Raw genomic sequence first — 26401 nt, 5'->3', positions numbered from 1 at the left:
GGAGTTGGCTCGTGGAGCGAGGCTTGGCTGTTCGTGGCGCGGGAGTCTGGTGATGGTGTGAGGCTGAGCCGTTCGGTGTGGGGGAGTTGGGTCGTGGAGCGAGGCTTGGCTGTCCGACGCGCGGGCGCCCGCTGGTGGCGTGAGGCTCAGCCGAGCGCCCCGCGAATCCGGTCGTTGCGTGTCGCCTGTCCGCCGGTGTCCGGGTGTGGCGGTCTGCCGCCCAGCCGTTCCACCGCCCGCGCTCCCGCCCCGCACCCCTGCGCCGCCGCCTCCTTCGGATCCGCGCCCGCGAGCAGCGCGGCGAGGAACGCGCCGGTGAACGCGTCGCCGGCGCCCGTGGTGTCCACAGGCGCCGCCGGTGCGGCCGGAACCCGCGCGACCACGGTCCCGGCACGGGCCACCAGCGCCCCGTCCGCACCCGACTTGGCCACCACCAGCGGAACCAGCCGGCTCAACTTGGCCGCCGCGTCGGCCCAGTCGGGCAGACCCGTCAGCAGGAACGCCTCGTCCCGGCTGGGCAGCAGCACGTCCAGCCCTTCCGCGAAGGTCAGGAAACGGTCCACGCCGAGCGTCACCAGGAAGCCCGCCGATGCCGGATCCAGGCTGACCGGCACGCCCCGCGCGCGTGCCGCCGCGAGGGCCGTCTCGGCGAGTGCCCGGCTCGGCTCCGAGAACAGCAGATAGCCCGACAGGTGCAGCCGGGCGACGCCGTCGAGCAACGCGTCCGACCAGTCGGCGGGTTCGAGCCGGAGGGACGCCCCACTGTCCGTGAGGAACGTCCGCTCGGCCGACGCCCCCGCGTCGACGAGGCAGATCACCGTCCCGGTCGCCGCGTCCGGGTCGACCACCAGCCTGGGCCGCACCCCGGCCGCCAGCAGTTCACGCTCGTGCCATTGCACCGCGTCCGCGCCCACCCGGCCCAGCAGCCGTACCTGCGCACAGCCCGCGTGGGCAGCCCAGCAGGCCACGTTGGCGCCCGCACCGCCCGGCAGCGTCCGGATCGAGGCGGCCGTGTCGGTGCCGGCCGCCAGCGGCCCCCGGTGCCGGGCGACGACGTCCGTGACGACGTCCCCGACGACCAGCAGCGCCCCGTCCCGGCCCGTGGTCACGCCCTGGTCCACGCTGTGGCGATCCGCGCCGCCAGCCGCACATTGCCGCGTACGGCGGCCAGATTGGCGTCCAGCGAGGCGCCGTCCGTGTGCCGGACCAGATGGTCGAGCAGGAACGGTGTGACCGCCTGGCCGGTGATCCCCCGCTCCTCCAGGGCGCGCAGCGCGTCGGCCAGCACACGCGCGTGCAGCCCGGGATCGAGCTGCTGCTCCTGCGGCACGGGGTTGGCGACGATCAGCGCCGAATCCGCCGCGTCGAGCGCGTCCTGTGCCCGCATGACGTCCGCGACCTGAACCGGACTCCGCAGCGTCCAGTCGACCGGATGCCCGGAGTCCGACAGATAGAAGCCGGGGAACCGGTCGGTGCCGTATCCGGCGACCGCCACGCCCAGCGTCTCCAGGCGCTGCAGCGTCGCCGGCACGTCCAGGATCGACTTCACGCCCGCGCACACCACCGTGATCCGCGTCCGTGCCAGCAGGCCCAGATCGGCCGACTCGTCCTGCGTCACCGTCCACTCCCGGTGCACGCCGCCCAGCCCGCCGGTGGCGAACACCCGCACGCCGGCCAGCGCCGCCAGCTGTGCCGTCGCCGACACCGTGGTCGCCCCGCTCACCCCCGCCGCCACGGCCAGCGGGAGGTCGCGATGGCCCAGCTTGCGAATGCCCTCCTCGTTCGCCACCCGCTCCAGCTGCTCCTTGTCCAGGCCGACCCTGGGGCGCCCGTCCAGTACGGCGATGGTCGCGGGTACGGCGCCCTCCTGCCGGACCGCGTCCTCCAGCTCCAGCGCCACCTGCAGATTGCGCGGACGCGGCAGCCCATGCGCGATGATCGTGGACTCCAGGGCCACCACCGGCCGCCGCGCGTCGATCGCCGCCCGGACTTCCTCCGACACCAAAAGCATCACGCGCCCGCCTCCTGTCCGTCGGTCCTCCCTCATCTCTGGCGGGCGGCACGCTCGGCTAAACGCTTGCGGTCTGTGGGGGATACCACCAGCCTGGGCCGCATGGCGAACCACACCACGCGTCTCGATCACGTCGTCCTGTGGGTGTCCGACCCCGTCGCGGCGGCCGGTTTCTACGAGAAAGCCGTCGGGTTGGAGCCCATGAGGGTCGCCGAGTTCAGTGAGGGAAAGGTGTCGTTCCCCTCCGTCCGCGTCAACGAGGAGACCATCCTCGACCTCGCGCCGCGCGGCATCGCGGAGCGCATGAACATGCTCCCCGGCTCCGCCGACAGCGCGGGCCACCCCGTCAATCACGTCTGTCTGTCCCTGTCGTCCGCCGACTTCGACGCCCTGCGCGCCCGCCTGGACGCACACGGCGTCCCCATGAGCGACATCGGCCACGACTCCTTCGGCGCCCGCGGGAAGGCCACGCGCAACTTCTACTTCCGCGACCCGGACGGCAACGTCTTCGAGGCCCGGCACTACGCCTAGCGCCGGTGTCGGACCCGAGGCCCGGCACCTCGGCCGGCGCCGGCGTCAGAACAGCGGCTCGGGCAGCACACCCTCCAGGGCGAGCAGCTTCCGCTTGGCCTCCAGGCCACCCCCGAAGCCGCCGATGCCGCCGTCGCTCTCCACCACCCGGTGGCACGGCACGACGACCGGCAGCGGATTGGCACCCATCGCCGCGCCCACGGCCTGGGCCCCGCCCGGCTGCCCCACCCGTCCGGCCAGATCGCCGTACCCGACCACGGTCCCGTACGGCACGCCGGAGGCCAGCTCGCGCAGCACCTGCCGGTTGAAACCCGAGATCAGCGACCAGTCCAAGGGCAGGTCGAAGTCGTGGCGCTCGCCCGCGAAGTACGCCTCGACCTGCCGTATCGCCTCGGCCAGCAGCGGTGAGTCCGGGTCCTCGGCGGGCTCGGTGCCCAGCCGGGCCGCCAGCCGCTCCAGAGCCCGCTCGCGCACCGCGTCCGTGGCGTGGAAGACGACGTTGACCAGTCCGTCGCGGGTCGCCGCCAGCATCAACGGGCCGATGCCGGTGCCCACGACGGCCCACACGACCCGCTGCTCGTCCTGCCCATGGCTGTCCATGCGCCCACGGTACGACCCGCCACTGACAACGCCCGCCGCGCCGGAGTACTCAGTCCGCCTCCAGCGCCGCCCGGACCACGTCGGGCTTGTTGGTGATGAGCCCGTCGACGCCGTAGTCCGTGACCTTCCGGGCCGTGGCAGCGTCGTTCACCGTCCAGGCGAACACACCGAGCGGCTTGCCGTGCGGCCCCTCGAAGCTGTGCACGGCGGAGACGTAGGCCGGGGAGAGCGAGCCGTACGACGGGTTGATCAGGTCGGTGAAGGGCGTGTACCGGGACAGCTGCGCCACGGTCGGACTGCCGAGGTAGGCGGTGGTGAGCGCCGGCTTGAGATCGTGGACGGTGCGCACGCTGTCGGCGCTGAAGCTCTGCACGATCAGCCGTCCGAGGTGCTGCCGGTCCAGCCAGCCCGCGTTGCCGAGAAGCTTCAGGGTCTGCTGCTCGATCCCGGGGTACAGCTCCGGGTTCTTGATCTCCAGGAGCAGCTTCTCGTGGTTGTGCTCGACCCGGCACATGTACTGCCGCAGGGTCGGCACGCGCGTGCCCGCGTAGGCGGGGGAGAACCAGCTGCCCGCGTCCAGGCGCGCGATCTCGGCGGCGGTGAAGTCCTTCACCTTCCAGGGCGCCCGGCCCGGGAAGACCTTCTTCACGTTCGTGGTGCGCTCCAGGCTGTCGTCGTGGATGACGACCAGTTCGCCGTCCTTGGTGCGCTGGACGTCGTTCTCGACCCAGGAGAACCCCAGCTTCGCCGCCTTGTCGATGGAGGCCAGGGTGTTCTCCGGAGCGTAGGCCGAGGCTCCGCGGTGGGCGATCACCGTGGGCTTGCCGGACTCGCCCGCCCGGGCGACGGGCATGGGACTCAGCAGGGCGGCCATCCCCAGGACCGCCGTGGTGATGGCGGCGACTACGCGCGCGTGCATGCGTACTCCTCGCGTCGAGCGAATACCGACAGCACCAGCTTGACAGCAGAGGGTCAAGGACACCCGGGTGCAGGACGGCCACACATTGAATGGAGATGTCCAAGTCCGCACACCGGTGCCGCACAAGTGAGTCAGAGACGTGTTTCTTTGCCGGAAAATCGTTCGACCATTCCGGTGGGGGTCATACTCTCTGCGTCAACCTTGACCGCCGCCGCGGTCCTGGGACGGGGGCGCATTCGAGATATTCCGGGACGCAAGAGGGCGGAAGGGCAGCCGCGCATGCAAGGCACGGTCGACGGATTCAGCTACGGGGTCGTCACCCCGTTGGTGGCCTATGCGATGGCCTGCCTCGGTGGCGCCCTCGGCCTGCGCTGCACCACCCGGTCCCTACTGGTCACGCACTCCCGCAGGCCCGCCTGGCTGGCCCTCGGCTCGGCCGCCATCGGCTCCGGCATCTGGACCATGCACTTCGTCGCCATGATGGGCTTCACCATCAAGGAGACACCGATCCACTACGACGTGCCGATCACCTATGCGAGCCTCGGTCTCGCCATCGTCATGGTGGGCATCGGGATCTTCATCGTCGGGTACCGGGGCGCCACCGGTACCTCCCTGTACACCGGTGGCACGATCACCGGCCTGGGTGTCGCCTCCATGCACTACCTCGGCATGGCCGGCATGCACTTCGACGGGCGGTTCACCTACAACACGGTCACGGTCGCGGTCTCCGTCGTCATAGCGGTCGTGGCCGCTACCGCCGCGCTGTGGGCCGCCGGGCGCGTCCGGGGCTTCATGTGGAGCGTCGGTGCGAGCCTCGTGATGGGTCTCGCCGTGAGCGGCATGCACTACACCGGCATGGCGGCCCTCGAAGTCCACCTCCACGGCACCTCGGGCGCCGGCGGCTCGCCGGCCTCGGTGCTCGCACCGATGCTGATCGGTCCGCTCGCCTTCCTGCTCCTCGCCGGCGTCGTCGTGATGTTCGACCCGCTGATGGTCATGGGCAGGCCGACCGGGGTCGTGGTGGAGGACAAACCGGGTGTTCCGGCCGCCGCCGTCGCCTCCCACCACGTCCGTCATCCGTCACTCCATTCCGGTGGACACCCGGTCCGTGATCCGGGGCACCACGAGTCCCGAACCCCTCAGAACCGCTGATCGGGACCCGTTGTCAGTGGGGGGTCGTACGGTGGATGACATGCGGCCCGTTTCCCACATCGAACGCACGGTGGCGCCCTTCGAGGTCGTCAGCCCCTACCAGCCCAGCGGAGACCAGCCGGCGGCCATCGCCGAGCTGGCCAGGCGCATCGAGGCAGGTGAGAAGGACGTCGTCCTGCTCGGCGCGACCGGCACCGGCAAGTCCGCCACCACGGCGTGGATGATCGAGAAGCTCCAGCGCCCCACCCTCGTGATGGCGCCGAACAAGACGCTGGCCGCCCAGCTGGCCAACGAGTTCCGCGAGCTCCTGCCGAACAACGCGGTCGAGTACTTCGTCTCGTACTACGACTACTACCAGCCCGAGGCCTACGTCCCGCAGTCGGACACCTACATCGAGAAGGACTCCTCGATCAACGAGGAGGTGGAGCGCCTGCGCCACTCGGCGACGAACTCGCTGCTCACCCGCCGTGACGTCATCGTGGTCGCCTCGGTGTCCTGCATCTACGGCCTCGGTACCCCGCAGGAGTACGTGGACCGCATGGTCCCGCTCAGGGTCGGCGACGAGCTCGACCGCGACGAGCTGCTGCGCCGCTTCGTCGACATCCAGTACACGCGCAACGACATGGCTTTCACCCGAGGCACCTTCCGGGTCCGCGGCGACACCATCGAGATCTTCCCGGTCTACGAGGAGCTGGCCGTCCGCATCGAGATGTTCGGCGACGAGATCGAGGCGCTGTCCACGCTGCACCCGGTCACCGGCGAGATCATCAGCGACGACCGGCAGCTGTACGTCTTTCCAGCCTCCCACTACGTCGCGGGGCCCGAGCGCATGGAGCGGGCCGTCAACGACATCGAGAAGGAGCTGGGCGAGCGCCTGCCCGAGCTGGAGAAGCAGGGCAAGCTGCTGGAGGCCCAGCGCCTGCGGATGCGCACCACGTACGACATCGAGATGCTCCGCCAGATCGGCACCTGCTCCGGTGTCGAGAACTACTCGATGCACTTCGACGGCCGCCTGCCCGGCTCCCCGCCCAACACGTTGCTGGACTACTTCCCGGACGACTTCCTGCTCGTCATCGACGAGTCGCATGTCACCGTCCCCCAGATCGGAGCCATGTACGAGGGTGACGCCTCCCGCAAGCGCACCCTCGTCGAGCACGGCTTCCGGCTGCCCTCCGCCCTGGACAACCGGCCGCTGAAGTGGGAGGAGTTCCAGGAGCGCATCGGCCAGTCGGTCTATCTGTCGGCCACTCCGGGCACCTACGAGCTGTCCCGCGGCGACGGTGTCGTGGAGCAGATCATCCGCCCCACCGGCCTCATCGACCCGGAGGTCGTGGTCAAGCCCACCGAGGGGCAGATCGACGACCTGGTGCACGAGATCCGCAAGCGCACCGAGAAGGACGAGCGCGTCCTGGTCACCACGCTCACCAAGAAGATGGCCGAGGACCTCACCGACTACTTCCTGGAACTCGGCATCCAGGTGCGCTATCTCCACAGCGACGTCGACACCCTGCGCCGCGTCGAGCTGCTGCGCGAGCTGCGCTCCGGCGAGTTCGACGTCCTGGTCGGCATCAACCTGCTGCGTGAGGGCCTCGACCTGCCCGAGGTGTCCTTGGTGGCGATCCTCGACGCCGACAAGGAAGGCTTCCTGCGCTCCGGTACCTCGCTGATCCAGACCATCGGCCGTGCGGCGCGCAACGTCTCCGGTCAGGTCCACATGTACGCCGACAAGATCACTCCGGCGATGGAGAAGGCCATCGAGGAGACCAACCGGCGCCGGGAGAAGCAGGTCGAATACAACAAGGCCAACGGCATCGACCCGCAGCCGCTGCGCAAGAAGATCAACGACATCGTCGCTCAGATCGCCCGCGAGGAGATCGACACCGAGCAGCTGCTCGGCTCCGGCTACCGCAAGCTGAAGGACGGCAAGGGCGCCAAGGCCCCGGTCCCGTCGCTCGGCGACAGGGCGGCCAAGGGCGCGAAGGCGGGCAAGGGCGCCAAGTCCGCCAAGGGCAAGGCACAGGCCGCGGTGCCCACGGACCGCCCGGCGGCCGAACTCGCCGAGCAGATCGAGGAGATGACGGAGCGCATGCGCGCCGCCGCCGCCGAGCTGCAGTTCGAGATCGCCGCCCGGCTGCGCGACGAGGTCTCCGAGATGAAGAAGGAACTGCGCCAGATGCGGGAAGCGGGCCTCGCCTGAGCTCTCGCAAGGGGGTCGGACCTCGGCATATGCGGCCTGTGTTGCAACACCGACACAAAGCGCGGGCCGGGGTTCGGCACTGTCAGTGCACCTGCGTAGGGTTCTTGAACACCGCGCAGTGCGTGGCAACAGGGGAACACCGAGAGGGGAACCAGCCGTGTCCGTCAACTTGACCAAGGGTCAGGCCATCAGCCTGGAGAAGCAGGACGGGGCCAGCCTGACCGCGGTGCGCATGGGTCTCGGCTGGCAGGCGGCGAAGCGGCGCGGCCTGTTCGGCTCGCGCACCCGTGAGATCGACCTGGATGCCTCGGCGGTCCTTTTCGCCGAGAAGCAGCCGGTCGACGTCGTCTTCTTCCGGCACCTGGTGAGCGACGACGGTTCCGTGCGCCACACCGGCGACAACCTCGTCGGCGGTGTCGGCCAGGGCGGCGACGACGAGTCCATCCTCGTGGACCTGCAGCGCGTCCCGGTCCACATCGACCAGATCATCTTCACCGTGAACTCCTTCACGGGCCAGACCTTCCAAGAGGTGGAGAACGCGTTCTGCCGCCTCGTCGACGAGACCAACGGCCAAGAGCTCGCCCGCTACACGCTCAACGGCGGCGGCGAGTACACCGCCCAGATCATGGCCAAGGTGCACCGGGTGGGCTCGGGCTGGACGATGACCGCGCTGGGCACCCCGGCCAACGGCCGCACCTTCCAGGACCTGATGCCGGCGATCCTGCCGCACCTGTAGAAGGCCGGCTCGACCGGGCAGGCGCGTACGACAACACGACACAGGGGGCGACGGCGATGACGGCCGAGCTGGTGCGGGGACAGAACCATCCGCTGTCCCAGGTCCGGTTGGAGATCCGGGTCTCGGCCGCGGTGCCGATCCTGGCGGGGGCCACGCTCGGCGACGAGCACGGCGCCGTGCCGGGTGCCTCGTGGGTGGTTCACCCCGGCGCCCCCGCCCTGCCCGGCATCGAGGTCTCGGGGCAGGCCGCCACCGAGCACCGTCTGGCCGTCGACCTGGCCGCCCTGCCCGAGGCGGTCCACCGCGTCTCGGTGCTCCTCGCCCTGCCGGAACGGCCGGGAGGCACGCTGCGGTTCGGCGCGGTCGCCGCTCCGACGACGGTCGTCACGGGCCTCGACGGCACCGGGATCGCCCGCTTCACCCTTTCCGGCCTGGACGCCGAGTCGGCGGTCGTCGCTCTGGAGCTGTACCGCAGGCAGGGCGCCTGGAAGGTACGCGCGGTGGGCCAGGGCTATGCCGGGGGCCTCACCGCACTCCTCTCCGACCAGGGCCTGCCTCAGGCCGGAGAACTCGCGGCGCACATCCAGGAGGCGGTGACGCGGAGCCTGGCCCGAGCGATACCGGCACCACCACCGCAGCACGTCCCGGATGCCACGGCATCCGCGCCCACGCCGTCCTACGACACTCCTGACACGCACGGTGTACCGGCTTCCGGTGGCCCGGTCGACTACACCCACCCCGGCCGCCGTGGGCACACCGCTCCGCCCCCGCCCGCGCCCACTCCGGGTCCGGCCCAGGACGGGCAGCCCGCCCGGCCCGTGGCCGGTGACGCGGTGGGCTGGTCGATGGAGGAGCGTCTGTACAACCAGATCTGGGGCATGTTCGAGGACCTGGCCCGCACCACGGCCGCGTACCGCAGCGCCGTCGACTTCGCCGACTCCCGCCTGGAGAAGGAACTCGACCAGGTCCTCACCGACCCGCGCAGCCGGCTCGGCGCGGCGGGAGAGGCCGCTCGCGAGGCGGCCCATGCCCGGCACTCCCAGCTGGTCGACCAGGCCCGGGCGGCGTTCGACCGCGACCTCGCCCAGCTCACCGCCGAGTCCGAGGTCGTCGAGCCCGCGCTCCCGCCGGCCTACGCCCGCTGGGACAACCCCGTCTGGCACGGCTACCGCGTGCCGGCCGAGCCGCCGCTGGCCCTGCGGCTCGGCGATCTCCATCTCCCCGAGAGCATCCCGCTGCGTATCCCGATGCTGGTCAGGCTGCCGCTGGAGCGGGGCCTGTGGATCGACGGCGGCCCGGTGGCAGGTCCCGACGACACCGTCCCGGACACCGCTGAGCTGCGCCGGCTAGCCATGGAGACCGCGGTGGCCCTCGCGGCCCGGCTGCTCGCCGTCCACCCGGCGGGGGAGTTCGCCGTACAGGTCATCGATCCGGCCGGTGCCGGGGCCCAGGCGCTCCAGCCTCTGACCCGGGCCGGGGCCCTGGCCGCGCCGCCCGCGACCGGTGCCGTCGGCGTGGCGGACGTCCTGGGCCGGCTCACCAGACATGTCGATCTGATGCAGATGGCGGTCCGGGGCGACGCGGCCGAGTCGCTGCCACCCGATGTCGACACCGCGCAGCAGCTCCTGATCGTCAATGACTTCCCGCACGGCTTCGACGACCGGGCCGTGACCCAGCTTCGCTATCTCGCCGACGAGGGTCCCGCCGTCGGCGTCCACCTGGTGATGGTCGCGGATCGCGAGGACGCCGCGGCCTACGGCCCGTTGCTCGACCCACTGTGGCGTTCGCTCATGCGGCTCACCCCCATGCCCGACGATCACCTCGCCGACCCTTGGGTGGGCCATGCCTGGACGTACGAGCCCTCGCTGGTGCCGTCCGGCAGCGGCATCCTCCAGCAGGTGCTCGCCGAGGCGACAGCGGCTCGCACCAAGCACAGGTAAAGCGGCTCCGACCAGCCAATTTGGATGTTTCTTTACCTGATACTTTACCTTTTCTTGGTCATTGGGTATGGTCTTCCGTACGGAGGGGAGTACTCCCTGACTGCGACGCACCCGTCAGTACGGATCGACGAGGATCCCGGGACGTCGGCCCCATCGCGGGTGGAAGAGACCTCCGGCAGCGACAGCCCTGATGTTTGCCGTTACGCAATGCCGGAGGTGCAGTGGAAGTCTCGATGACCCTGTGGGTCCTGACCATCGTGGGGCTCGCCGCCCTGATCGCGATCGACTTCTTCATCGGTCGCAAGCCCCATGACGTGTCGATCAAGGAAGCCGGAATCTGGACCGTCGTCTGGATCGCCCTGGCCGGGCTCTTCGGACTCGGCCTGCTCGTCTTCGGCGGCGGTCAGCCGGCCGGCGAGTTCTTCGCGGGCTTCATCACCGAGAAGTCCCTGAGTGTCGACAACCTCTTCGTCTTCGTCCTGATCATGGCGAAGTTCGCGGTGCCCTCGCAGTACCAGCAGCGGGTCCTGCTCGTCGGTGTCCTCATAGCCCTGGTCCTGCGGGCCGTCTTCATCGCGGCCGGAGCCGCGATCATCGCCAGCTTCTCCTGGGTGTTCTACCTCTTCGGCGCCTTCCTGATATGGACCGCCTGGAAGCTCATCCAGGAGGCCCGTACCGACGAGGAGGACGAGGAGTACGAGGAGAACAAGCTGCTCAAGGCCGCGGAGCGCAGGTTCGGCGTCGCCGACCGGTACCACGACACCAAGCTGTGGATCCAGCAGAACGGCAAGCGGGTCATGACCCCGATGCTGGTCGTGATGCTCGCCATCGGCACCACGGACGTGCTGTTCGCGCTGGACTCCATCCCCGCGATCTTCGGCCTGACCCAGGACCCGTACATCGTCTTCACCGCCAACGCCTTCGCCCTGATGGGCCTGCGACAGCTGTACTTCCTCATCGGCGGACTGCTGAAGAAGCTGGTCCATCTGTCGTACGGCCTGTCGATCATCCTCGGTTTCATCGGCGTCAAGCTGGTGCTGCACGCGCTGCACGAGTCCGGTGTCCATGTCCCCGAGATCAGCATCCCGGTCTCGCTCGGCGTGATCTGCGTGGTCCTGGTGGTCACCACGATCACCAGCCTGATGGCCACCAGGAAGCAGGCGGCCACCGAGGCCGCGCGCAGTGGGAGCGACAGCGCCGCGAAGGACAGCGTCGACCTCCGACCGTAGGGGCGCGCCAACAGTCGCCCGACCCTGCGAGGCCCCGGGCGCACCCGCGCCGGGGTCTCGCGCCGAAAGGATGAGAAGGGATCCGAAAAGAACGGAATGCGAACCCTGAAGCGGTCTGTAACCATCGCTGCATGATCACTCGGCTCAGGTCGCTCACCACGCAGTGGACGTTCCTCGTGCCGGTGCTCGCGGTCGTCCTGCTGGTCTTCACCTGGGGCCGGGATCTGCCCGGCGCGGTCGTCGCGCTGGTGACCCTGATCCTCGCCGGGTCCGTTCTGGCCGCGGTGCACCATGCCGAAGTGGTCGCCCACCGCGTCGGCGAGCCCTTCGGCTCGCTGGTGCTCGCCATCGCCGTCACGATCATCGAGGTGGCCCTGATCGTCACCCTCATGGCGGACGGCGGCGACAAGAGTTCCACCCTGGCCCGCGACACGGTCTTCGCCGCTGTGATGATCACTTGCAACGGCATCGTCGGGCTCTGCCTCCTCGTCGCCTCCCTGCGTCACGGCACCGCGGTCTTCAATCCCGAGGGCACCGGCGCCGCCCTGGCGACCGTGGCGACTCTGGCCACGCTCAGCCTGGTGCTGCCGACCTTCACCACCAGCAAGCCCGGGCCCGAGTTCTCCACCGTGCAGCTGACGTTCGCGGCACTGTCCTCGCTCATCCTCTACGGCCTGTTCGTGGCCACCCAGACCGTGCGGCACCGCGACTACTTCCTGCCGATCACCCGGCAGGGGGAGGTCATCACCGCGGACACCCATGCCGAGCCCCCGTCGGCGCGAACCGCCTGGATCAGCCTCGGACTGCTCGGCCTCGCCCTGATCGGTGTGGTCGGCCTGGCCAAGGGGGTGTCGCCCACCATCGAGTCCGGAGTGGAGGCGGCCGGTCTTCACCAGGCGGTCGTCGGCGTGATCATCGCCCTGCTCGTGCTGCTGCCCGAGACGATCGCCGCCCTGCGCTCCGCCCGCCGCGACCGGGTGCAGACGAGTCTCAACCTCGCACTCGGCTCGGCGATGGCCAGCATCGGCCTGACCATCCCCGCCGTCGCGCTCGCCTCGGTCTGGCTGTCCGGTCCACTCGTCCTCGGTCTCGGTGCGACCCACATGCTGCTGCTGGCGCTGACAGTGGTGGTCAGCTCCCTGACGGTGGTCCCGGGCCGGGCCACACCTCTGCAGGGCGGTGTGCATCTGGTGCTGTTCGCGGCCTACCTGGAGCTGGCGATCAACCCGTAGCGCGGCTTGCCCGGTCAGCCCGTGGCCGGCTCCACCGCCGGTACGGGCATCGGCCGCGTCTCCGGAAGCAGCGCGAAGCAGCCGAGGCTGAGCAGCGCCATGCCCGTCAGATACGCGCCCACGCCCCACGGAACGCGGCCGCCGTGTTCCGCGAGGGTGGTCGCCACGATCGGGGTGAGCGCGCCGCCGAAAACCCCGCCGAGGTTGTAGCCGACCGCGGCACCCGTGCAGCGGACCCGGGCCTCGTACAGCTCCGGCAGATATGCGGCGATCACCGCGAACATGGTGATGAAGGCGATCAGCGCGCCCAGGATGCCGAGGAACATCAGCAGCGGCTCGCCCGTCGCCAGCAGCGCGACCATCGGCAGCATCCACAGGGCGCACATCGTGCACCCCGCCAGGCACATCGGACGGCGCCCCCAGCGATCGCCGAGCAGCGCCATGAGGGGTGTCAGCGCACCCTTCACGACCACGGCGGCCATGACACAGGTCAGCATGACGGTGCGGCTCACTCCGAGATGTCCGGTCGCATACGCCAGCGACCACGTCGTCACCGCGTAGAACACCGCGTATCCGACGGTCAGTGCTCCCGCCGTCAGCAGCACCAGCCGCCAGTCGTGCCGTACGACCTCGAAGAGCGGCACGCGCGCGTGGTCGTCGATCTCCAGGAACCGGGGGCTCTCGGCGAGCGACGAGCGCAGCCAGAGCCCGGCCAGCGCCAGCACACCGGCCGCCCAGAACGGCACCCGCCAGCCCCACTGCGCGAACTGCGCGTCGGTCAGGGCGGCCGACAGCACGAGCATCACCCCGTTGGCGAGCACGAAGCCGAACGCGGGCCCCACTTGGGGGAAGCTGGACCACAGGGCACGCCGTGCAGGGGGCGCGTGCTCGGCGGTCAGCAGCACCGCCCCGCCCCACTCCCCGCCGAGCCCCAGCCCCTGCAGGAAGCGCAGCACGAGCAACAGAACGGGGGCCGTCGCGCCGATGGACTCGTACGTCGGTACGCACCCGACCGCGACCGTCGAGGCGCCGGTCAGCAGCAGCGAGCCGACCAGCACAGGCCGCCGCCCGTGCCGGTCGCCGAGGTGCCCGAACAGCACCGAACCCAGCGGCCGGGCCACGAACCCCACCCCGAACGTCCCGAACGCCGCCAGCGTCCCCGCCACCGGCGAGAACGTCGGGAAGAACAGCGGCCCCAGGACCAGGGCCGCGGCGGTCCCGTAGACGAAGAAGTCGTAGAACTCGATCGCGGTCCCGGCGAGCGAGGCCGCGGCGAGCCGCGGCATGGAGGGAGCCCTTACGGCGCGTACTTCGTGCATGTGGCGTCAACTACCCACAGTGACCGAGGGTTACGGGGGCGCGTGGAGGTGATCAACGGGACCGCGGTGTGCGCCGAGGCGGACGGCGCGCGCGGCCCGTCGCCCGCCGGGGACACCGTGATAGACCGGGTCCGAGCGGCGGTCATCGACGCACCGCCCCGAACGGACCGGAGGAACCGTGCCCCGCACCCTGGCCAACGCCCCGATCATGATCCTCAACGGGCCCAACCTGAACCTCCTCGGCCAGCGCCAGCCCGAGATCTACGGCAAGGACACACTGGCCGACGTCGAGGGGATGTGTGCCAAGGCGGCGGCCGCGCACGGCGGCACGGTGGACTTCCGGCAGTCCAACCACGAGGGCGAGCTCGTCGACTGGATCCACGAGGCCCGGCTCCACCACTGCGGGATCGTCATCAACCCCGGCGCCTACTCCCACACGTCGGTCGCGATTCTGGACGCACTCAACACCTGCGACGGCATGCCCGTGCTGGAGGTGCACATCTCCAACATCCACCAGCGCGAGTCGTTCCGACACCACTCGTACGTCTCGCTGCGCGCCGACGGTGTGATCGCGGGCTGCGGGGTGCAGGGCTACGTGTTCGGCGTGGAACGGGTCGCCGCCCTGGCCGGGGCGGCGCGGGCCGGCGCGTAGCCCGCGCGGGACTACAGGCGGCCGGCTTCCACGATCCGCCGCAGGAAGCGACGCGTGCGCTGTTGCCGCGGGTCGCCGAACACCTCGTCCGCGGTGCCGCGTTCCAACACGACCCCTCCGTCCAGAAAACAAACCTGGTCGGCGACGTCCCGGGCGAAGCCCATCTCGTGCGTCGCCAGCACCATGGTCATGCCCTCGTCCTTCAGACCACGGACCACGTCCAGTACCTCGCCCACGAGTTCGGGGTCGAGCGCGGCGGTGATCTCGTCGAGCAGCAGCAGCCGGGGCCGTACGGCGAGGGCCCGTACGATCGCCACACGCTGCTGCTGGCCGCCGCTCAGCCGGTCCGGGTAGGCGTCCGCCTTGCCGCCGAGCCCGAGGCGCTCCAACAGCTCCCTGGCCCGTTCCTCGGCCTCCGCGCGAGAGACGCGGTGTACCCGGCGCGGGGCGAGCGTGATGTTGTCCAGCACGGTCATGTGCGGGAAGAGGTTGTAGGCCTGGAAGACTACGCCGATACGGCGTCGTACCGCGTCCTGGTCCGCGCGCGGGTCGGTGATCTCCTCGCCGTCCAGCCAGATCGCGCCGTCGTCGATCTCCTCCAGGAGGTTGGCGCAGCGCAACAGCGTGGACTTGCCCGAACCGGAGGCGCCGATCAGCGCGGTCACCGTGTGCGGAGCGACCTCCAGGTCGACGTCCCGCAGCACGACCGACCCCCCGAAGGTCTTGCGGACCGACTCCATCCGCAGCACAGGGGAGCCGTCCGGGGGTGCCGTGCTCATATCGATCCTCCCTGAGCCCGCTGCCGGTCCATCCTGGCCGTCACCCAGTCCGTGAAGCGGGTCATCGGGATGGTCAGCGCCACGAAGACCAGGCCCGCGACGATGTACGGCGTGTAGTTGAGGCTGCGGCCCACGATGATGTCGGCCGCCCGAACGGCGTCCACCGCGCCGCCGATCGACACCAGGCCGGTGTCCTTCTGCAGCGACACCAGGTCGTTCAGCAGCGGCGGCACCTGACGGCGCACCGCCTGGGGCAGCACGACATGGCGCAGGGCCTGCCGGTTGGTGAGGCCCAGGGAGCGGGCCGCGGCACGCTGCGAGGGGTGGATGGACTCGATGCCGGCGCGGAACACCTCGGCCACGTACGCCGAGTACGTCAGCGTCAGCGCCGTACCGCCCAGGAGCACCGGATCGACCGTCACGCCCTGCAGCCGCAGCGCGGGTACGCCCAGCACCACGATCATCAAGTTGATGATGAGCGGAAGACCGCGGAAGAAGTCCGTGTACGCCGCCGCCAGCACGCGCAGCGGGAAGAACACCGGGCCGCGCAGAGTACGGGCGACGGCGATCAGCATGCCGAGGATCAGCACGGCGGCGCCGCAGACGAGCAGGAGTCGGACGTTCAGCCACAGCCCTTCGAGGACCTTCGGGAACGCCTCGCGCGCGTACTGAGCGCTGAAGAACGTCTCCTTGGTGCGTGGCCAGCCCGGCGCGTCGACGACGACCAGGTAGAGCACGGCGGCCGTGACCAGGGTGGAGAGCGCGGCGATCGCCGTGGCGCGGCGTGCGCGTGCCCTCTTGTAGCGCTCGCGCTCCAGCCGCCGCTCCGAGGGCACGTAGCCGTCGTCGGCGACGGGTGCCCCGCCCCGGGCGCCACCGGTCATGTCACCCTCGTCGTCCGCCCCTTGAGGGGTGGACTCGCCCTTGGTGACGGTCACTTGAGCACCGGGGCGTCGACGGCGTCGGAGAGCCACTGCTTCTCGATCTTCGCGAGCGTCCCGTCCTTGCGCAGGGCGTCCACGGCGCCGGTCACGCACGAGGTCAGTGCGCTGCCCTTGTCGAGCACGAGCCCGAACTGCTCGGGCGTGCCGCCCTGGTTCTCGAACTGGCCGACGATCTTCGCGTTCGTCACCTCGGCCGCGGTGATGTAGAACGCGGTCGGCAGGTCGGTGACGACGGCGTCGACCTGACCGTTCTTCAGCGCGGACTTGGCCTGGTCGTTCTTGGCGTACACGGCGGCCTCCTGCTTCGGCTTCACCACATCGGTGATGTAGTCGAGGCTCGTGGTGCCCACCTGGGCGCCCAGCTTGAGGTTCTTCAGGTCCGCGATGCTCTTCGCCGCGGCGGCCTTGCCGCCCTTCAGCGCGATGACGGCCTGGCGCACGTCGTAGTAACCGGAGGAGAAGTCCACGGCCTTCTTGCGTTCGGTGCTGATCGACACCTGGTTGATGTCGAAGTCGAACGTCTTCACGCCGGGCGCGAAGGCCTTGTTGAACGGCACGCTCTGCCAGAGCACCGCGCTCGTGTCGTAGCCGAGCCGCTTCGCCACCGCGTAGGCGACCGCGGACTCGAAGCCCTTGCCGTTCGCGGGCTTGTCGTCCTTGAACCACGGCTCGTACGCGGGCTCGTCCGTCGCGATCGTCAGCTTCCCGGACGTCCTGGTGGCCAACTCGCCCTTGGCACAGCTCTTCGCGGCCGACCCGGACGGGGTGGCCGACGCCTTGTCCTCGGGCTGCGGAGCACAGCCGACAGCGGTGGCGAGCAGGGCTACGGTGGCGGCGGCTACCGCGCGGCGCAGTGCGCGAGAGGCAGGGTGCATGGCGGGAGATTGGCAGCGAACCCCCCGTTTGTCCAGGTCACGGGGTTCATTGTCCGCATAGTGGGAACCGGTGTTGCACTCGTGTGAACACCGCTCCTGAAGCGGCCTGGGCCGCCGGTCGAGGGCGGGGTTGGAAGACCGGCGGCCCCTACCGCGCAGGAGCCGTCATCCTGTGCGGGGCTGCCACCAGTTGACTGTGTGCCGGCGGCCCCAGGGAGCGCGCACGCGCGCCCGGCGCGTGCGAAGCGTTCACACGGGGCGCGTGCGGTGAGGTATGCGCGGGGCGCATGGGTGAGTGAGGTGTGCGCGGGCGCGCGAAAACGCCCTCAACTCGAGCTGCGTGCGCAGGGCATAGGGGCGCGGGGCTGCATCCCTGTGTGGCTTGCCGCGTGGGCGCGACGAGCCACGGCGAAGCCGCAGTCGCACCCGAGCCAAGCGCTCCGGACTATTGGGCGCCCGGCGCTCACCACCCGCGCGCGTGCCACTCCGGCAGATGCGGCCGCTCCGCTCCCAGAGTGGTGTCGTTGCCGTGCCCGGGGTAGACCCAGGTCTCGTCCGGCAGCGTGCCGAAGATCTTCGTCTCCACGTCGTGGATCAGACTGGCGAAGGCCTTCGGGTTTTTGCGCGTGTTGCCGACTCCGCCCGGGAAGAGGCAGTCCCCGGTGAAGACGTGCGGGTGGCCGTGCGGGTCGTCGTAGACCAGCGCGATGGAGCCCGGGGTGTGCCCGACGAGATGGCGCGCGGTGAGTTCCACGCGCCCCACCGTGATGACGTCACCGTCATCGACCAGGACGTCGGTGGGCACCGGGATGCCCGTGGCGTCGTCCCGTCCGGCGTACGTACGGGCGCCGGTGGCGGAGACGACCTCGGCGAGCGCCTGCCAGTGGTCGCCGTGCTGATGGGTGGTGACGACGGACGCGATGCCGTCGTCACCGATCATGGCGAGCAGTGTGTGTGCCTCGTTGGCGGCATCGATGAGGAGCTGCTCGTCGGTGGCCCGGCAGCGCAGCAGATAGGCGTTGTTGTCCATCGGGCCGACCGCGATCTTGGTGATCATCAGGTCTTTCAGCTCGTGCACCTCTGCCGGTCCGCCGACCTTGACCTCTCCGGTGTACATCATGTCGATCAGCCTATCGCCGGGGGGTGCTCGAAGGACCGTCGTCGGCCTACAACGGAGGCAGTCGCGGCAGCGCGCCGCCCACCGCCTTCAGGGCGGCCCCCTCGCGGCGCCCGGCGAGCCAGCCCAGCAGGTCCGCCGGAGCGCCGCTGACCGTGACCTCGGGCTCGGACGCCTCGCGTCCCGTGCTCCACGCGCGCGTGCCGTCCGTGACGCGGGTCGCCGGGACGCCGGGGTGCCCGGAGAACCGCCGCGTCAGGAAGTCGATCTCCCGCTCCGTGAACTCGGCCGGAAGATCCTCCAGCTCGTACCCGGCGCCGAGGTCGACGTGGTGCAGTTCCACCTCGACCCAGCGCCGGAACGGCACCCGGGACGCGGAGTCGGTGACCCCGTTGCGCAGCTCCACCGTGCGCGTCCAGTCGGCCGGTGCGGCCCCCGTCTCCCGGAAGCGGCCGGAGCTCTCGCGCACGTCGGCGAGCTGGATGTCCAGAGGGCGCGGGGCGTCCCGCTCGATGTCGGCGTCGCGCACCTCGGCGCTCGCGTACATGGGACGCCCTTCGAGGACGTTCACGAGCGCGTCCGCGTTGCGGGCGAGGTGAGCGAGGACGTGCCCGCGGGTCCAGCCGGGAAGCCGTGACGGCTCGGCGAGCGACGCGTTGTCCAGTGCGGCGACAGCGGTGAGGAGCCGCTCCGTCGCGTCACGTACACAGGCCAGGTCATGAGCGTGATCAATCATGGGCCTGACCCTAGCCCCGCCACACCTTTGGGTGAAGGTGGTGAACCCCGCCCGCAAATCGAAAGCACGTGCTATATCGTCGGAGGCGGCGTCGGGCATGCTGGATGTCCGGAGGTTGTTATGCAACCGGGAAATCCGACCGGCGTTGTCAGTGGCTCCCCCTAGTCTCGAAGAAGCACGGGGGCCCCGCCCCTGTCACTTCTCTCAAGAAAGGTGCGGACCGGCGTGGCCGACCGTCTCATCGTCCGTGGCGCGCGCGAGCACAACCTGAAGAATGTCTCGCTCGACCTGCCTCGCGACTCGCTCATCGTCTTCACGGGCCTGTCCGGGTCGGGCAAGTCCTCTCTGGCCTTCGACACGATCTTCGCCGAGGGGCAGCGCCGGTACGTGGAGTCGCTCTCCTCGTACGCCCGGCAGTTCCTCGGCCAGATGGACAAGCCCGACGTCGACTTCATCGAGGGTCTGTCCCCGGCGGTCTCCATCGACCAGAAGTCGACCTCGCGCAACCCGCGCTCGACAGTCGGCACCATCACCGAGGTCTACGACTACCTGCGTCTGCTTTTCGCGCGTATCGGCAAGCCGCACTGTCCCGAGTGCGGCCGCCCCATCTCGCGCCAGTCGCCGCAGGCCATCGTCGACAAGGTCCTGGAGCTGCCGGAGGGGAGCCGCTTCCAGGTGCTGTCGCCGCTCGTGCGCGAGCGCAAGGGCGAGTTCGTCGATCTCTTCGCGGACCTCCAGACCAAGGGCTACTCGCGCGCGCGTGTGGACGGCGAGACCATCCAGCTGTCCGACCCGCCCGCCCTGAAGAAGCAGGAGAAGCACACCATCGAGGTGGTCGTCGACCGCCTCACGGTGAAGGACTCCGCCAAGCGCCGTCTCACCGACTCCGTGGAGACTGCCCTCGGCCTGTCCGGCGGCATGATCGTGCTCGACTTCGTGGACCTCCCGGAGGACGACCCCGAGCGCGAGCGCATGTACTCGGAGCACCTGTACTGCCCGTACGACGACCTGTCCTTCGAGGAGCTGGAGCCCCGCTCCTTCTCCTTCAACTCGCCCTTCGGCGCCTGCCCCGAGTGCACCGGCATCGGCACGCGCATGGAGGTCGACCCGGAGCTGATCGTCCCGGACGAGGACAAGTCCCTGGACGAGGGCGCCATCCATCCCTGGTCGCACGGGCACACCAAGGACTACTTCGGCCGCCTGATCGGCGCCCTCGCGGACGCCCTGGGCTTCCGGACGGACATCCCCTTCGCCGGTCTGCCGCAGCGCGCCAAGAAGGCCCTGCTCCACGGCCACAAGACCCAGATCGAGGTCCGGTACCGCAACCGGTACGGCCGCGAGCGCGTCTACACCACGCCCTTCGAGGGCGCGGTGCCGTTCGTCAAGCGCCGGCACAGCGAGGCCGAGAGCGACGCCAGCCGCGAGCGCTTCGAGGGCTACATGCGGGAGGTCCCCTGCCCCTCCTGCGAGGGCAGCCGCCTGAAGCCGATCGTCCTCGCCGTCACGATCATGGAGAAGTCGATCGCCGAGGTCTCCGCGATGTCGATCAGCGACTGCGCGGACTTCCTGGGCGAGCTGAAGCTCAACGCCCGCGACAAGAAGATCGCCGAGCGGGTCCTCAAGGAGGTCAACGAGCGGCTGCGGTTCCTGGTCGACGTCGGCCTCGACTACCTCTCCCTCAACCGCGCGGCCGGCACCCTCTCCGGCGGCGAGGCGCAGCGCATCCGCCTGGCCACCCAGATCGGCTCCGGCCTCGTCGGCGTCCTGTACGTCCTGGACGAGCCCTCCATCGGTCTGCACCAGCGGGACAACCACCGGCTGATCGAGACCCTGGTCCGGCTGCGCGACATGGGCAACACGCTCATCGTGGTGGAGCACGACGAGGACACCATCAAGGTCGCCGACTGGATCGTCGACATCGGCCCCGGCGCCGGTGAGCACGGCGGCAAGGTCGTGCACAGCGGCTCCCTGAAGGAGCTGCTCGGCAACGACGAGTCGCAGACCGGTCAGTACCTGTCCGGCAAGAAGTCCATCCCGTTGCCGGACATCCGCCGCCCGCAGGACCCGTCCCGCCGGCTCACCGTGCACGGCGCCCGTGAGAACAACCTCCAGGACATCGATGTGTCCTTCCCTCTGGGTGTGTTCACAGCCGTCACGGGCGTGTCCGGCTCCGGCAAGTCGACGCTGGTCAACGACATCCTCTACACGCACCTGGCCCGCGAGCTGAACGGTGCGCGCAACGTCCCCGGACGGCACACGCGCGTGGACGGCGACGACCTCGTCGACAAGGTCGTCCACGTCGACCAGTCGCCCATCGGCCGCACCCCGCGGTCCAACCCGGCCACCTACACCGGCGTCTTCGACCACATCCGCAAGCTGTTCGCCGAGACCACCGAGGCGAAGGTCCGCGGCTACCTGCCCGGCCGCTTCTCCTTCAACGTCAAGGGCGGCCGCTGCGAGAACTGCGCGGGCGACGGCACGATCAAGATCGAGATGAACTTCCTCCCGGACGTCTACGTCCCGTGCGAGGTCTGCCACGGCGCCCGGTACAACCGGGAGACCCTGGAGGTCCACTACAAGGGCAAGTCCATCGCCGACGTGCTGAACATGCCGATCGAGGAGGCGACCGACTTCTTCGAGGCCGTCCCGGCCATCTCCCGGCACCTGAGGACGCTGAAGGACGTCGGCCTCGGCTACGTCCGGCTCGGCCAGTCCGCGACCACCCTGTCCGGCGGTGAGGCGCAGCGCGTGAAGCTCGCCAGCGAACTGCAGAAGCGCTCCACCGGACGCACCGTCTACGTCCTGGACGAGCCCACCACCGGTCTGCACTTCGAGGACATCAGCAAGCTGCTCAAGGTCCTGTCCGGTCTGGTCGACAAGGGCAACACGGTCATCGTCATCGAGCACAACCTCGATGTGATCAAGACCGCCGACTGGATTGTCGACATGGGCCCGGAGGGCGGCGCCGGCGGTGGCCTCGTGGTCGCCGAGGGCACGCCCGAGCAGGTCGCCGGGGTCCCGGCCAGTCACACGGGCAAGTTCCTGCGCGACGTCCTCGGTGCCGACCGCATCAGCGACGCGGAACCGGTGAAGGCGCCGCGCGGCACGGCGGTCAGGAAGACGGCGGCCGCCAAGTCGACGGCGAAGAGGACGGTGACGGCCAAGGCCAACAACACGGCGACCAAGAAGGCCGCCACGGCCACGAAGAAGGCGGCACCCGCGAAGAAGACGACGCGGGCCCGCAAGGCCTGAGACAGGTTCCGGCGCGATACGGACCTCGCTCTGACACATCATCAAATAAGCGGTGCCCCGCGGGAACTCCCCGCGGGGCACCGCTCGTTCCACCATCAGACACCCCGGCCCTGCGGTTCGACAGGCTCAACCCGTTCCGCGCACCGCATGTCCGGCCGCACCTTGACCACTACATCGAGATCACAGTTCGCCCAGCTCGGCCGCGTACGGCGGTTCCGCCCCCGCCCGCGAGCAGGTGATCGCCGCCGCACGTGCCGCGAACCGCAGCAGCCGCCGCCAGCCGTCCGCGCCCAGGCCGGCGAGCCCCTGCGGCGACAGCGCGTTCTGGGCGGACAGACCGTGCAGCAGGGCCGCGTTCACCGTGTCACCGGCGCCGATGGTGTCCACGACCTCGACCTTCTCGCCCGGTACGGAGTACTCCGCGGCCTCCCGGGTGTGGACGGTGAGACCGTCGCCGCCCCGGGTGACCACGACGGCCGACGGTCCCGCGGCCAGCCACTCGCGCGGCGTGCCGCCCAGCCACTCCGCGTCCTCCTCCGACAGCTTCAGCAGCGTCACCGAGGGCAGCCAGCTCTTGAAACGCGCCCGATAGGCGTCCGCGTCCGGGATCAGACCGGCCCGGACGTTGGGGTCCAGCGCGGTGAACAGGCCCCGTCCGGCGGCGGACCGCATCAGCTCCTCGTAGGCGCTCGCCCCCGGTTCCAGGACGAGCGAGCAGGTGCCGAAGGACACCGCGCGCGTGCCGGAGGGCAGGCCGGCCGGCGCGGTGAACAGGCGGTCGGCGGTGCCGTCGACATAGAAGGAGTACGCGGCCGAGCCACCGGCGTCGACGGTGGCGACCGCGAGGGTGGTCGGCTCGGGACCGCGCTGCACACCCGACACGTCCACCCCCGCCCGCCGCAGCCCGTCGAGCAGGGCCTCACCGAAGGCGTCGTGCGACGTGCGGGAGCAGAAGGCGGTCGGGGAGCCCAGACGACCGAGGGCCACGGCGGTGTTGTACGGGCCGCCGCCGAGCGCCGGCTTCAGGTCCGCCAGGGCCCCCGGGCCGTGCGGTACCAGGTCGATCAGTGCCTCACCGGCGACGACGATCACGAGATGGTTCCCTTCTCGGGCAGCGCGGATGGTTCGGTTCGGCCGCCGGGCTCGTCCGGCCCGGGGCCCTCGGCCTGGTCCCGGCCCTCCGGGCATCCGCAGGAGGTGCGGTGGACGAAGGCGCAGGGCAGCCGTACGGTCCGGGCGGGTCGGTCCGGTGCGGCCAGCCGGTCCAGCAGCACCTGGACGGCCTGGGCGCCGATCTCCCTGCTGGGCTGGGCGATGGCGGTGAGCCGGGGTGAGAACAGATCGGCCCAGGCGAAGTCGTCGAAGCAGCACAGGGCCATGTCGTCCGGCACGACCAGACCCTGACGGCGCAGGGCGCGCAGGGCACCGATGGTCATGGCGTTGTTGGCGGTGACCAGGGCCGTGGGCGGCGCGGGGAGGGAGAGCAGGGTGGCCGTGGCCCGCTCGGCGCCGGCCGACTCGGAGTTGCCGGACACCACGAGATCCTCGTCGAGGGCGAGGCCGGCGTCGGCGACGGCCTGCCGGTAGCCGGTGATCCGCTCGCTCGTGGTGCTGAGTCCGGGCAGCCCGGTGACCAGGCCGATCCGGCGATGGCCGAGCCCGGCGAGGTGAGTGACGAGGCGGGCCGTCGGACCGGTGCTCTCGGCACAGACCTGATCGAAACAGGGTCGGCCGGGGGAGGGTGAGCCGTCGCCGTGGTGGTCCCCCGAGGGCTGATCGAGGTGTGGCGCGCTTGTGGGACGGTCACCCGTCGTGAGCACCCGGTCCAGGAACACCGTCGGCACGGCGTGGCGGCTCAGGTAGGCGACGAGATCCCGGGGGCTCGCGGAAGGGGCGACGATCATGCCGTCCACTCGGCGCTCGTGCAGAAGCTGGACGACCTTGCGTTCGTGCACGGGGTCGTCGTGCGGGTCGGCGATGAGCAGACTGTAGCCCGCGTCCAGGGCGGCGGCCTCGACGCCCTGGAGGATCTCCGTGAAGTACGGGTTGCTGATCGCCGACACCGCGAGGCCGATCGAGCGGGTGCGGGAGGTCACCAGGGAGCGGGCGAGGGTGTTGGGCGTGTAGCCGAGGGCGTCGACGGCCTCCAGCACGGCCTGGCGGGTGTGGGGCAGTACCGGACGCGTGCCGTTGAGCACGTGGGAGACGGTGGCCACGGAGACTCCCGCGCTCCGGGCGACGTCCGCCATGGTGGGCATCGCGTTCCCCTCACTGGACCGGTGGACCGTACGACCGCACGGTCACGCGACATGACCGCGTGACCGCATCGCCTCGCGCCCACGTGACGGCGGGGCCGCAGCCACTGCGCCACGGTGCCGCGAGCGGGCCTCAGGCCGGGAAGGTACCCCATCCAACGGCCCCGCGTAAACGCTTACGCAAACGTTTACGCGCCCCATTTCGCGCTCATTCATGGCCCCGCTCGCGCTCACCTCCCCTGATACCCCTGACTCGCCCCCGCCCTCGGCCCGCTCCCGCCCTCGGCGGGGCCCCGCCCCCCACCCGGCCGTTCTGTCCGGGTATCGTCGGCCTGCACACCCCCTGACCAGTGGAGACGGAGTCCCTGATGCCCGCCCGACCGTCGCATCCGCCCACGAGTCGTCGTACCGTCCTTCGAGGAGCCGCCGTGGCCCCCGTCGCCGGGCTCGGGCTGGCCGCCTGCGCGGCCCCCGGCGGTGCCTCGGCCGACGCGACTCCGACGGCGCCGGTCGACCTCGGCGCCGAGAGCGAGGTTTCCAAGGGCGGCGCCAAGCTCTACCGGGAACACAATGTGGTGGTGAGCCGGGACGGGAGCGGGGCCCTCAAGGCGTACAGCACGATCTGCACGCACGCGGGGTGCCCCATCAACAAGCTCCAGGGAACGACCCTGATCTGCCCCTGCCACGGCAGCCAGTTCGACGCCGTGACCGGCAAGGTGGTCCAGGCCCCGGCCACCGAGCCGTTGAACGAGCTGCCGGTCAGGACCACGAACGGCAGGATCGTCGCCGGCCCGGGTGCCTGATCGGCCCGTACGGCCAGGGCAAGAGCCGGGCACTCACTCCCAGTCCCAGGCGATGCCCAGCAGCCCCGGCCGGATCCGAGGCTCGACCACGTGGACGCTGTGGTGCGGTCCGCTGATGGGCAGCTCGTGCCGGCCGCTGCGCGGGGCCGCGGGCGAGTGCTGGGTGAACCGGTGACAGCGCATCGGCAGCGCGGCCCCGTCGAAGCGCACCTGGAGCGCGTACTGACCGCCGGGAAACCCGAAACCGTGCACGTACTCGCGTGAGACCCCGGCCGTGCCGTCCTCGACGGCGTACCGGAAGAGGAAGGTGTCGCCGGAGCGCAGCCGGGTGCCGAAGAGGAGCTCGGCCACCAGCACACCCGTGTCCTGGTCCAGGCGGACGCGTCCCGTGCGGCAGTTCTCCAGGGCGTGCACCGTCATCGTGCGCGGGCTGCAGCCCGGGTCGCCGTGGTGGACGGCGACGAAGCGGTCGACGCCGTCGCGGTGGGCCCGCACGATGTGGTGGGACTCGCGGGCCGCGAGTTGGCGGTGGGCGCCGATCCGGACGCGTTCGTGGTGGCCCAGGGTGTGCAGTCCGCCGTCCAGGGACCAGCCCAGCTCGGCCTGGAGCCGGTTCAGGACGTCGGCGGCCTCGATCAGGGAGCGGTACGAGCGGCCCGAGGTGCGGCCGGTGGCGTTGCGTATGCCGGACTCCGTGAGGAGCCGGATCAAGGACTCGTCCGGCAGCTGGAGGATCTCCTCCAGGGCCCGTACGGCGCGCAGCGACTCCGGGCGCTGCGGGCGGCGGGCACCCTGCTGCCAGTAACTCAGGCTGGTCACCCCTACCTTGACCCCGTGGCGTGACAGATGGTGCTGGACGCGCTGGAGCGGCAGCCCGCGGGCGGCGATCGCGGCCCGGAGCGCCACGTGGAAGGGGCCGCCCCGCAGGGCCGTGTCCAGTTCCGCGGTGGGGACGTCCGCGTGCTCTGTGGCGTGCCGCATGCACAGGGGCCTTTCTCTGAGTTGTCACGGCGGCTGGTCAGACCGCTGGAGCGGATGTGCGGGGCCACCCCCGTGGGCGCGGTTGGCGCCCGTGCATGCGTCGCCGGGTGTGTACTCCGGCGTGCACGGCCCCGAGTTCCC

Annotated in this window: 23 protein-coding genes; 10 read left to right on the top strand and 13 right to left on the bottom strand. The window is 70.4% G+C overall.

Annotated elements, in window-relative coordinates; all coding sequences use genetic code 11:
* Positions 1-146 precede the first annotated feature (146 nt).
* Positions 147-1121: a carbohydrate kinase family protein gene (locus tag AVL59_RS36730; protein ID WP_067313336.1), complete on the bottom strand. Its 975-nt coding sequence runs from the start codon at positions 1119-1121 to the stop codon at positions 147-149.
* Positions 1106-2014 carry a pseudouridine-5'-phosphate glycosidase gene (locus AVL59_RS36725; RefSeq protein WP_067313334.1) on the bottom strand — a complete coding sequence of 303 codons (909 nt, stop codon included), beginning with the start codon at positions 2012-2014 and terminating at the stop codon, positions 1106-1108. Before AVL59_RS36725 ends, AVL59_RS36730 begins: the two co-directional genes overlap by 16 nt.
* 99 nt (positions 2015-2113) lie before the next feature.
* Between AVL59_RS36725 and AVL59_RS36720 the strand changes: the two genes are divergently transcribed.
* Positions 2114-2542 carry a VOC family protein gene (locus AVL59_RS36720; protein ID WP_067313333.1) on the top strand — a complete coding sequence of 143 codons (429 nt, stop codon included), beginning with the start codon at positions 2114-2116 and terminating at the stop codon, positions 2540-2542.
* Between the two features lie 45 nt (positions 2543-2587).
* Here AVL59_RS36720 and AVL59_RS36715 read toward each other — a convergent pair whose 3' ends face one another.
* Positions 2588-3142: a methylated-DNA--[protein]-cysteine S-methyltransferase gene (locus tag AVL59_RS36715; RefSeq protein WP_067313331.1), complete on the bottom strand. Its 555-nt coding sequence runs from the start codon at positions 3140-3142 to the stop codon at positions 2588-2590.
* A gap of 49 nt (positions 3143-3191) precedes the next feature.
* Positions 3192-4061, bottom strand: coding sequence for a glycerophosphodiester phosphodiesterase (locus AVL59_RS36710; protein ID WP_067313329.1), 870 nt, complete (start codon positions 4059-4061; stop codon positions 3192-3194).
* A gap of 279 nt (positions 4062-4340) precedes the next feature.
* Here AVL59_RS36710 and AVL59_RS36705 point away from each other — a divergent pair, with 279 nt between their 5' ends.
* From AVL59_RS36705 to AVL59_RS36680, 6 genes are all read left to right on the top strand, one after another.
* On the top strand, positions 4341-5213 hold the full coding sequence (locus tag AVL59_RS36705) for an MHYT domain-containing protein (RefSeq protein ID WP_067313327.1): 873 nt from the start codon (positions 4341-4343) through the stop codon (positions 5211-5213).
* 40 nt (positions 5214-5253) lie between these two features.
* Positions 5254-7410: an excinuclease ABC subunit UvrB gene (uvrB, locus tag AVL59_RS36700; RefSeq protein ID WP_067313325.1), complete on the top strand. Its 2157-nt coding sequence runs from the start codon at positions 5254-5256 to the stop codon at positions 7408-7410.
* Between the two features lie 157 nt (positions 7411-7567).
* The gene (locus AVL59_RS36695) at positions 7568-8146 is read left to right on the top strand and encodes a TerD family protein (RefSeq protein WP_067313323.1); all 579 of its coding nucleotides are present in this window, start codon (positions 7568-7570) and stop codon (positions 8144-8146) included.
* Positions 8147-8202: 56 nt separating this feature from the next.
* Positions 8203-10086, top strand: a complete 1884-nt coding sequence (locus AVL59_RS36690) for a TerD family protein (protein ID WP_067313321.1) — start codon at positions 8203-8205, stop codon at positions 10084-10086.
* Between the two features lie 221 nt (positions 10087-10307).
* Complete coding sequence (locus AVL59_RS36685; protein WP_079147170.1) at positions 10308-11315, top strand: TerC family protein; 1008 nt, start codon at positions 10308-10310, stop codon at positions 11313-11315.
* Between the two features lie 131 nt (positions 11316-11446).
* A complete protein-coding gene (locus AVL59_RS36680; protein ID WP_067313318.1) occupies positions 11447-12547 on the top strand; it encodes a calcium:cation antiporter in 1101 nt (366 codons plus the stop codon).
* A gap of 14 nt (positions 12548-12561) precedes the next feature.
* Here AVL59_RS36680 and AVL59_RS36675 read toward each other — a convergent pair whose 3' ends face one another.
* Positions 12562-13833: an MFS transporter gene (locus tag AVL59_RS36675; RefSeq protein ID WP_067313316.1), complete on the bottom strand. Its 1272-nt coding sequence runs from the start codon at positions 13831-13833 to the stop codon at positions 12562-12564.
* A gap of 211 nt (positions 13834-14044) precedes the next feature.
* Here AVL59_RS36675 and aroQ point away from each other — a divergent pair, with 211 nt between their 5' ends.
* Positions 14045-14518 (top strand): type II 3-dehydroquinate dehydratase, encoded by a 474-nt coding sequence (gene aroQ / locus AVL59_RS36670; protein WP_067313314.1) that lies wholly within the window; start codon positions 14045-14047, stop codon positions 14516-14518.
* A gap of 11 nt (positions 14519-14529) precedes the next feature.
* Here the strand turns inward: aroQ and AVL59_RS36665 are convergent, their stop codons facing one another.
* The 5 genes from AVL59_RS36665 to AVL59_RS36645 form a co-directional block, all read right to left on the bottom strand.
* Complete coding sequence (locus AVL59_RS36665; RefSeq protein ID WP_067313313.1) at positions 14530-15297, bottom strand: amino acid ABC transporter ATP-binding protein; 768 nt, start codon at positions 15295-15297, stop codon at positions 14530-14532.
* Complete coding sequence (locus AVL59_RS36660) at positions 15294-16235, bottom strand: amino acid ABC transporter permease (RefSeq protein WP_067313311.1); 942 nt, start codon at positions 16233-16235, stop codon at positions 15294-15296. Before AVL59_RS36660 ends, AVL59_RS36665 begins: the two co-directional genes overlap by 4 nt.
* Positions 16232-17116: an ABC transporter substrate-binding protein gene (locus AVL59_RS36655; protein WP_067313309.1), complete on the bottom strand. Its 885-nt coding sequence runs from the start codon at positions 17114-17116 to the stop codon at positions 16232-16234. The genes AVL59_RS36660 and AVL59_RS36655 overlap by 4 nt, the downstream gene beginning before the upstream one ends.
* 463 nt (positions 17117-17579) lie before the next feature.
* Entirely contained in the window at positions 17580-18236 is a 657-nt protein-coding gene (locus tag AVL59_RS36650) for an MBL fold metallo-hydrolase (protein ID WP_067313307.1), read from the bottom strand.
* A gap of 46 nt (positions 18237-18282) precedes the next feature.
* Complete coding sequence (locus AVL59_RS36645; protein ID WP_067313306.1) at positions 18283-18969, bottom strand: maleylpyruvate isomerase family mycothiol-dependent enzyme; 687 nt, start codon at positions 18967-18969, stop codon at positions 18283-18285.
* Between the two features lie 225 nt (positions 18970-19194).
* On the opposite strand from AVL59_RS36645, the gene uvrA reads away from it, so the two are divergent.
* Positions 19195-22221, top strand: a complete 3027-nt coding sequence (uvrA, locus tag AVL59_RS36640) for an excinuclease ABC subunit UvrA (RefSeq protein WP_067318166.1) — start codon at positions 19195-19197, stop codon at positions 22219-22221.
* 180 nt (positions 22222-22401) lie between these two features.
* Here uvrA and AVL59_RS36635 read toward each other — a convergent pair whose 3' ends face one another.
* Together AVL59_RS36635 and AVL59_RS36630 are read right to left on the bottom strand one after the other, a co-directional pair.
* Positions 22402-23313 (bottom strand): carbohydrate kinase family protein, encoded by a 912-nt coding sequence (locus AVL59_RS36635; RefSeq protein ID WP_067313304.1) that lies wholly within the window; start codon positions 23311-23313, stop codon positions 22402-22404.
* Entirely contained in the window at positions 23310-24479 is a 1170-nt protein-coding gene (locus AVL59_RS36630) for a LacI family DNA-binding transcriptional regulator (RefSeq protein ID WP_067313302.1), read from the bottom strand. Before AVL59_RS36630 ends, AVL59_RS36635 begins: the two co-directional genes overlap by 4 nt.
* Positions 24480-24844: 365 nt before the next feature.
* On the opposite strand from AVL59_RS36630, the gene AVL59_RS36625 reads away from it, so the two are divergent.
* A complete protein-coding gene (locus tag AVL59_RS36625) occupies positions 24845-25279 on the top strand; it encodes a Rieske (2Fe-2S) protein (protein WP_067313300.1) in 435 nt (144 codons plus the stop codon).
* Between the two features lie 33 nt (positions 25280-25312).
* Here AVL59_RS36625 and AVL59_RS36620 read toward each other — a convergent pair whose 3' ends face one another.
* Entirely contained in the window at positions 25313-26260 is a 948-nt protein-coding gene (locus tag AVL59_RS36620) for a hypothetical protein (protein ID WP_067313298.1), read from the bottom strand.
* Positions 26261-26401 lie beyond the last annotated feature (141 nt).

Origin of the sequence: Streptomyces griseochromogenes (assembly GCF_001542625.1) — a bacterium.
In the GTDB taxonomy this organism is placed as follows: domain Bacteria; phylum Actinomycetota; class Actinomycetes; order Streptomycetales; family Streptomycetaceae; genus Streptomyces; species Streptomyces griseochromogenes.
Note: the sequence above shows the minus strand (reverse complement) of the source record. Positions and strands in the feature narration are given on the sequence as shown.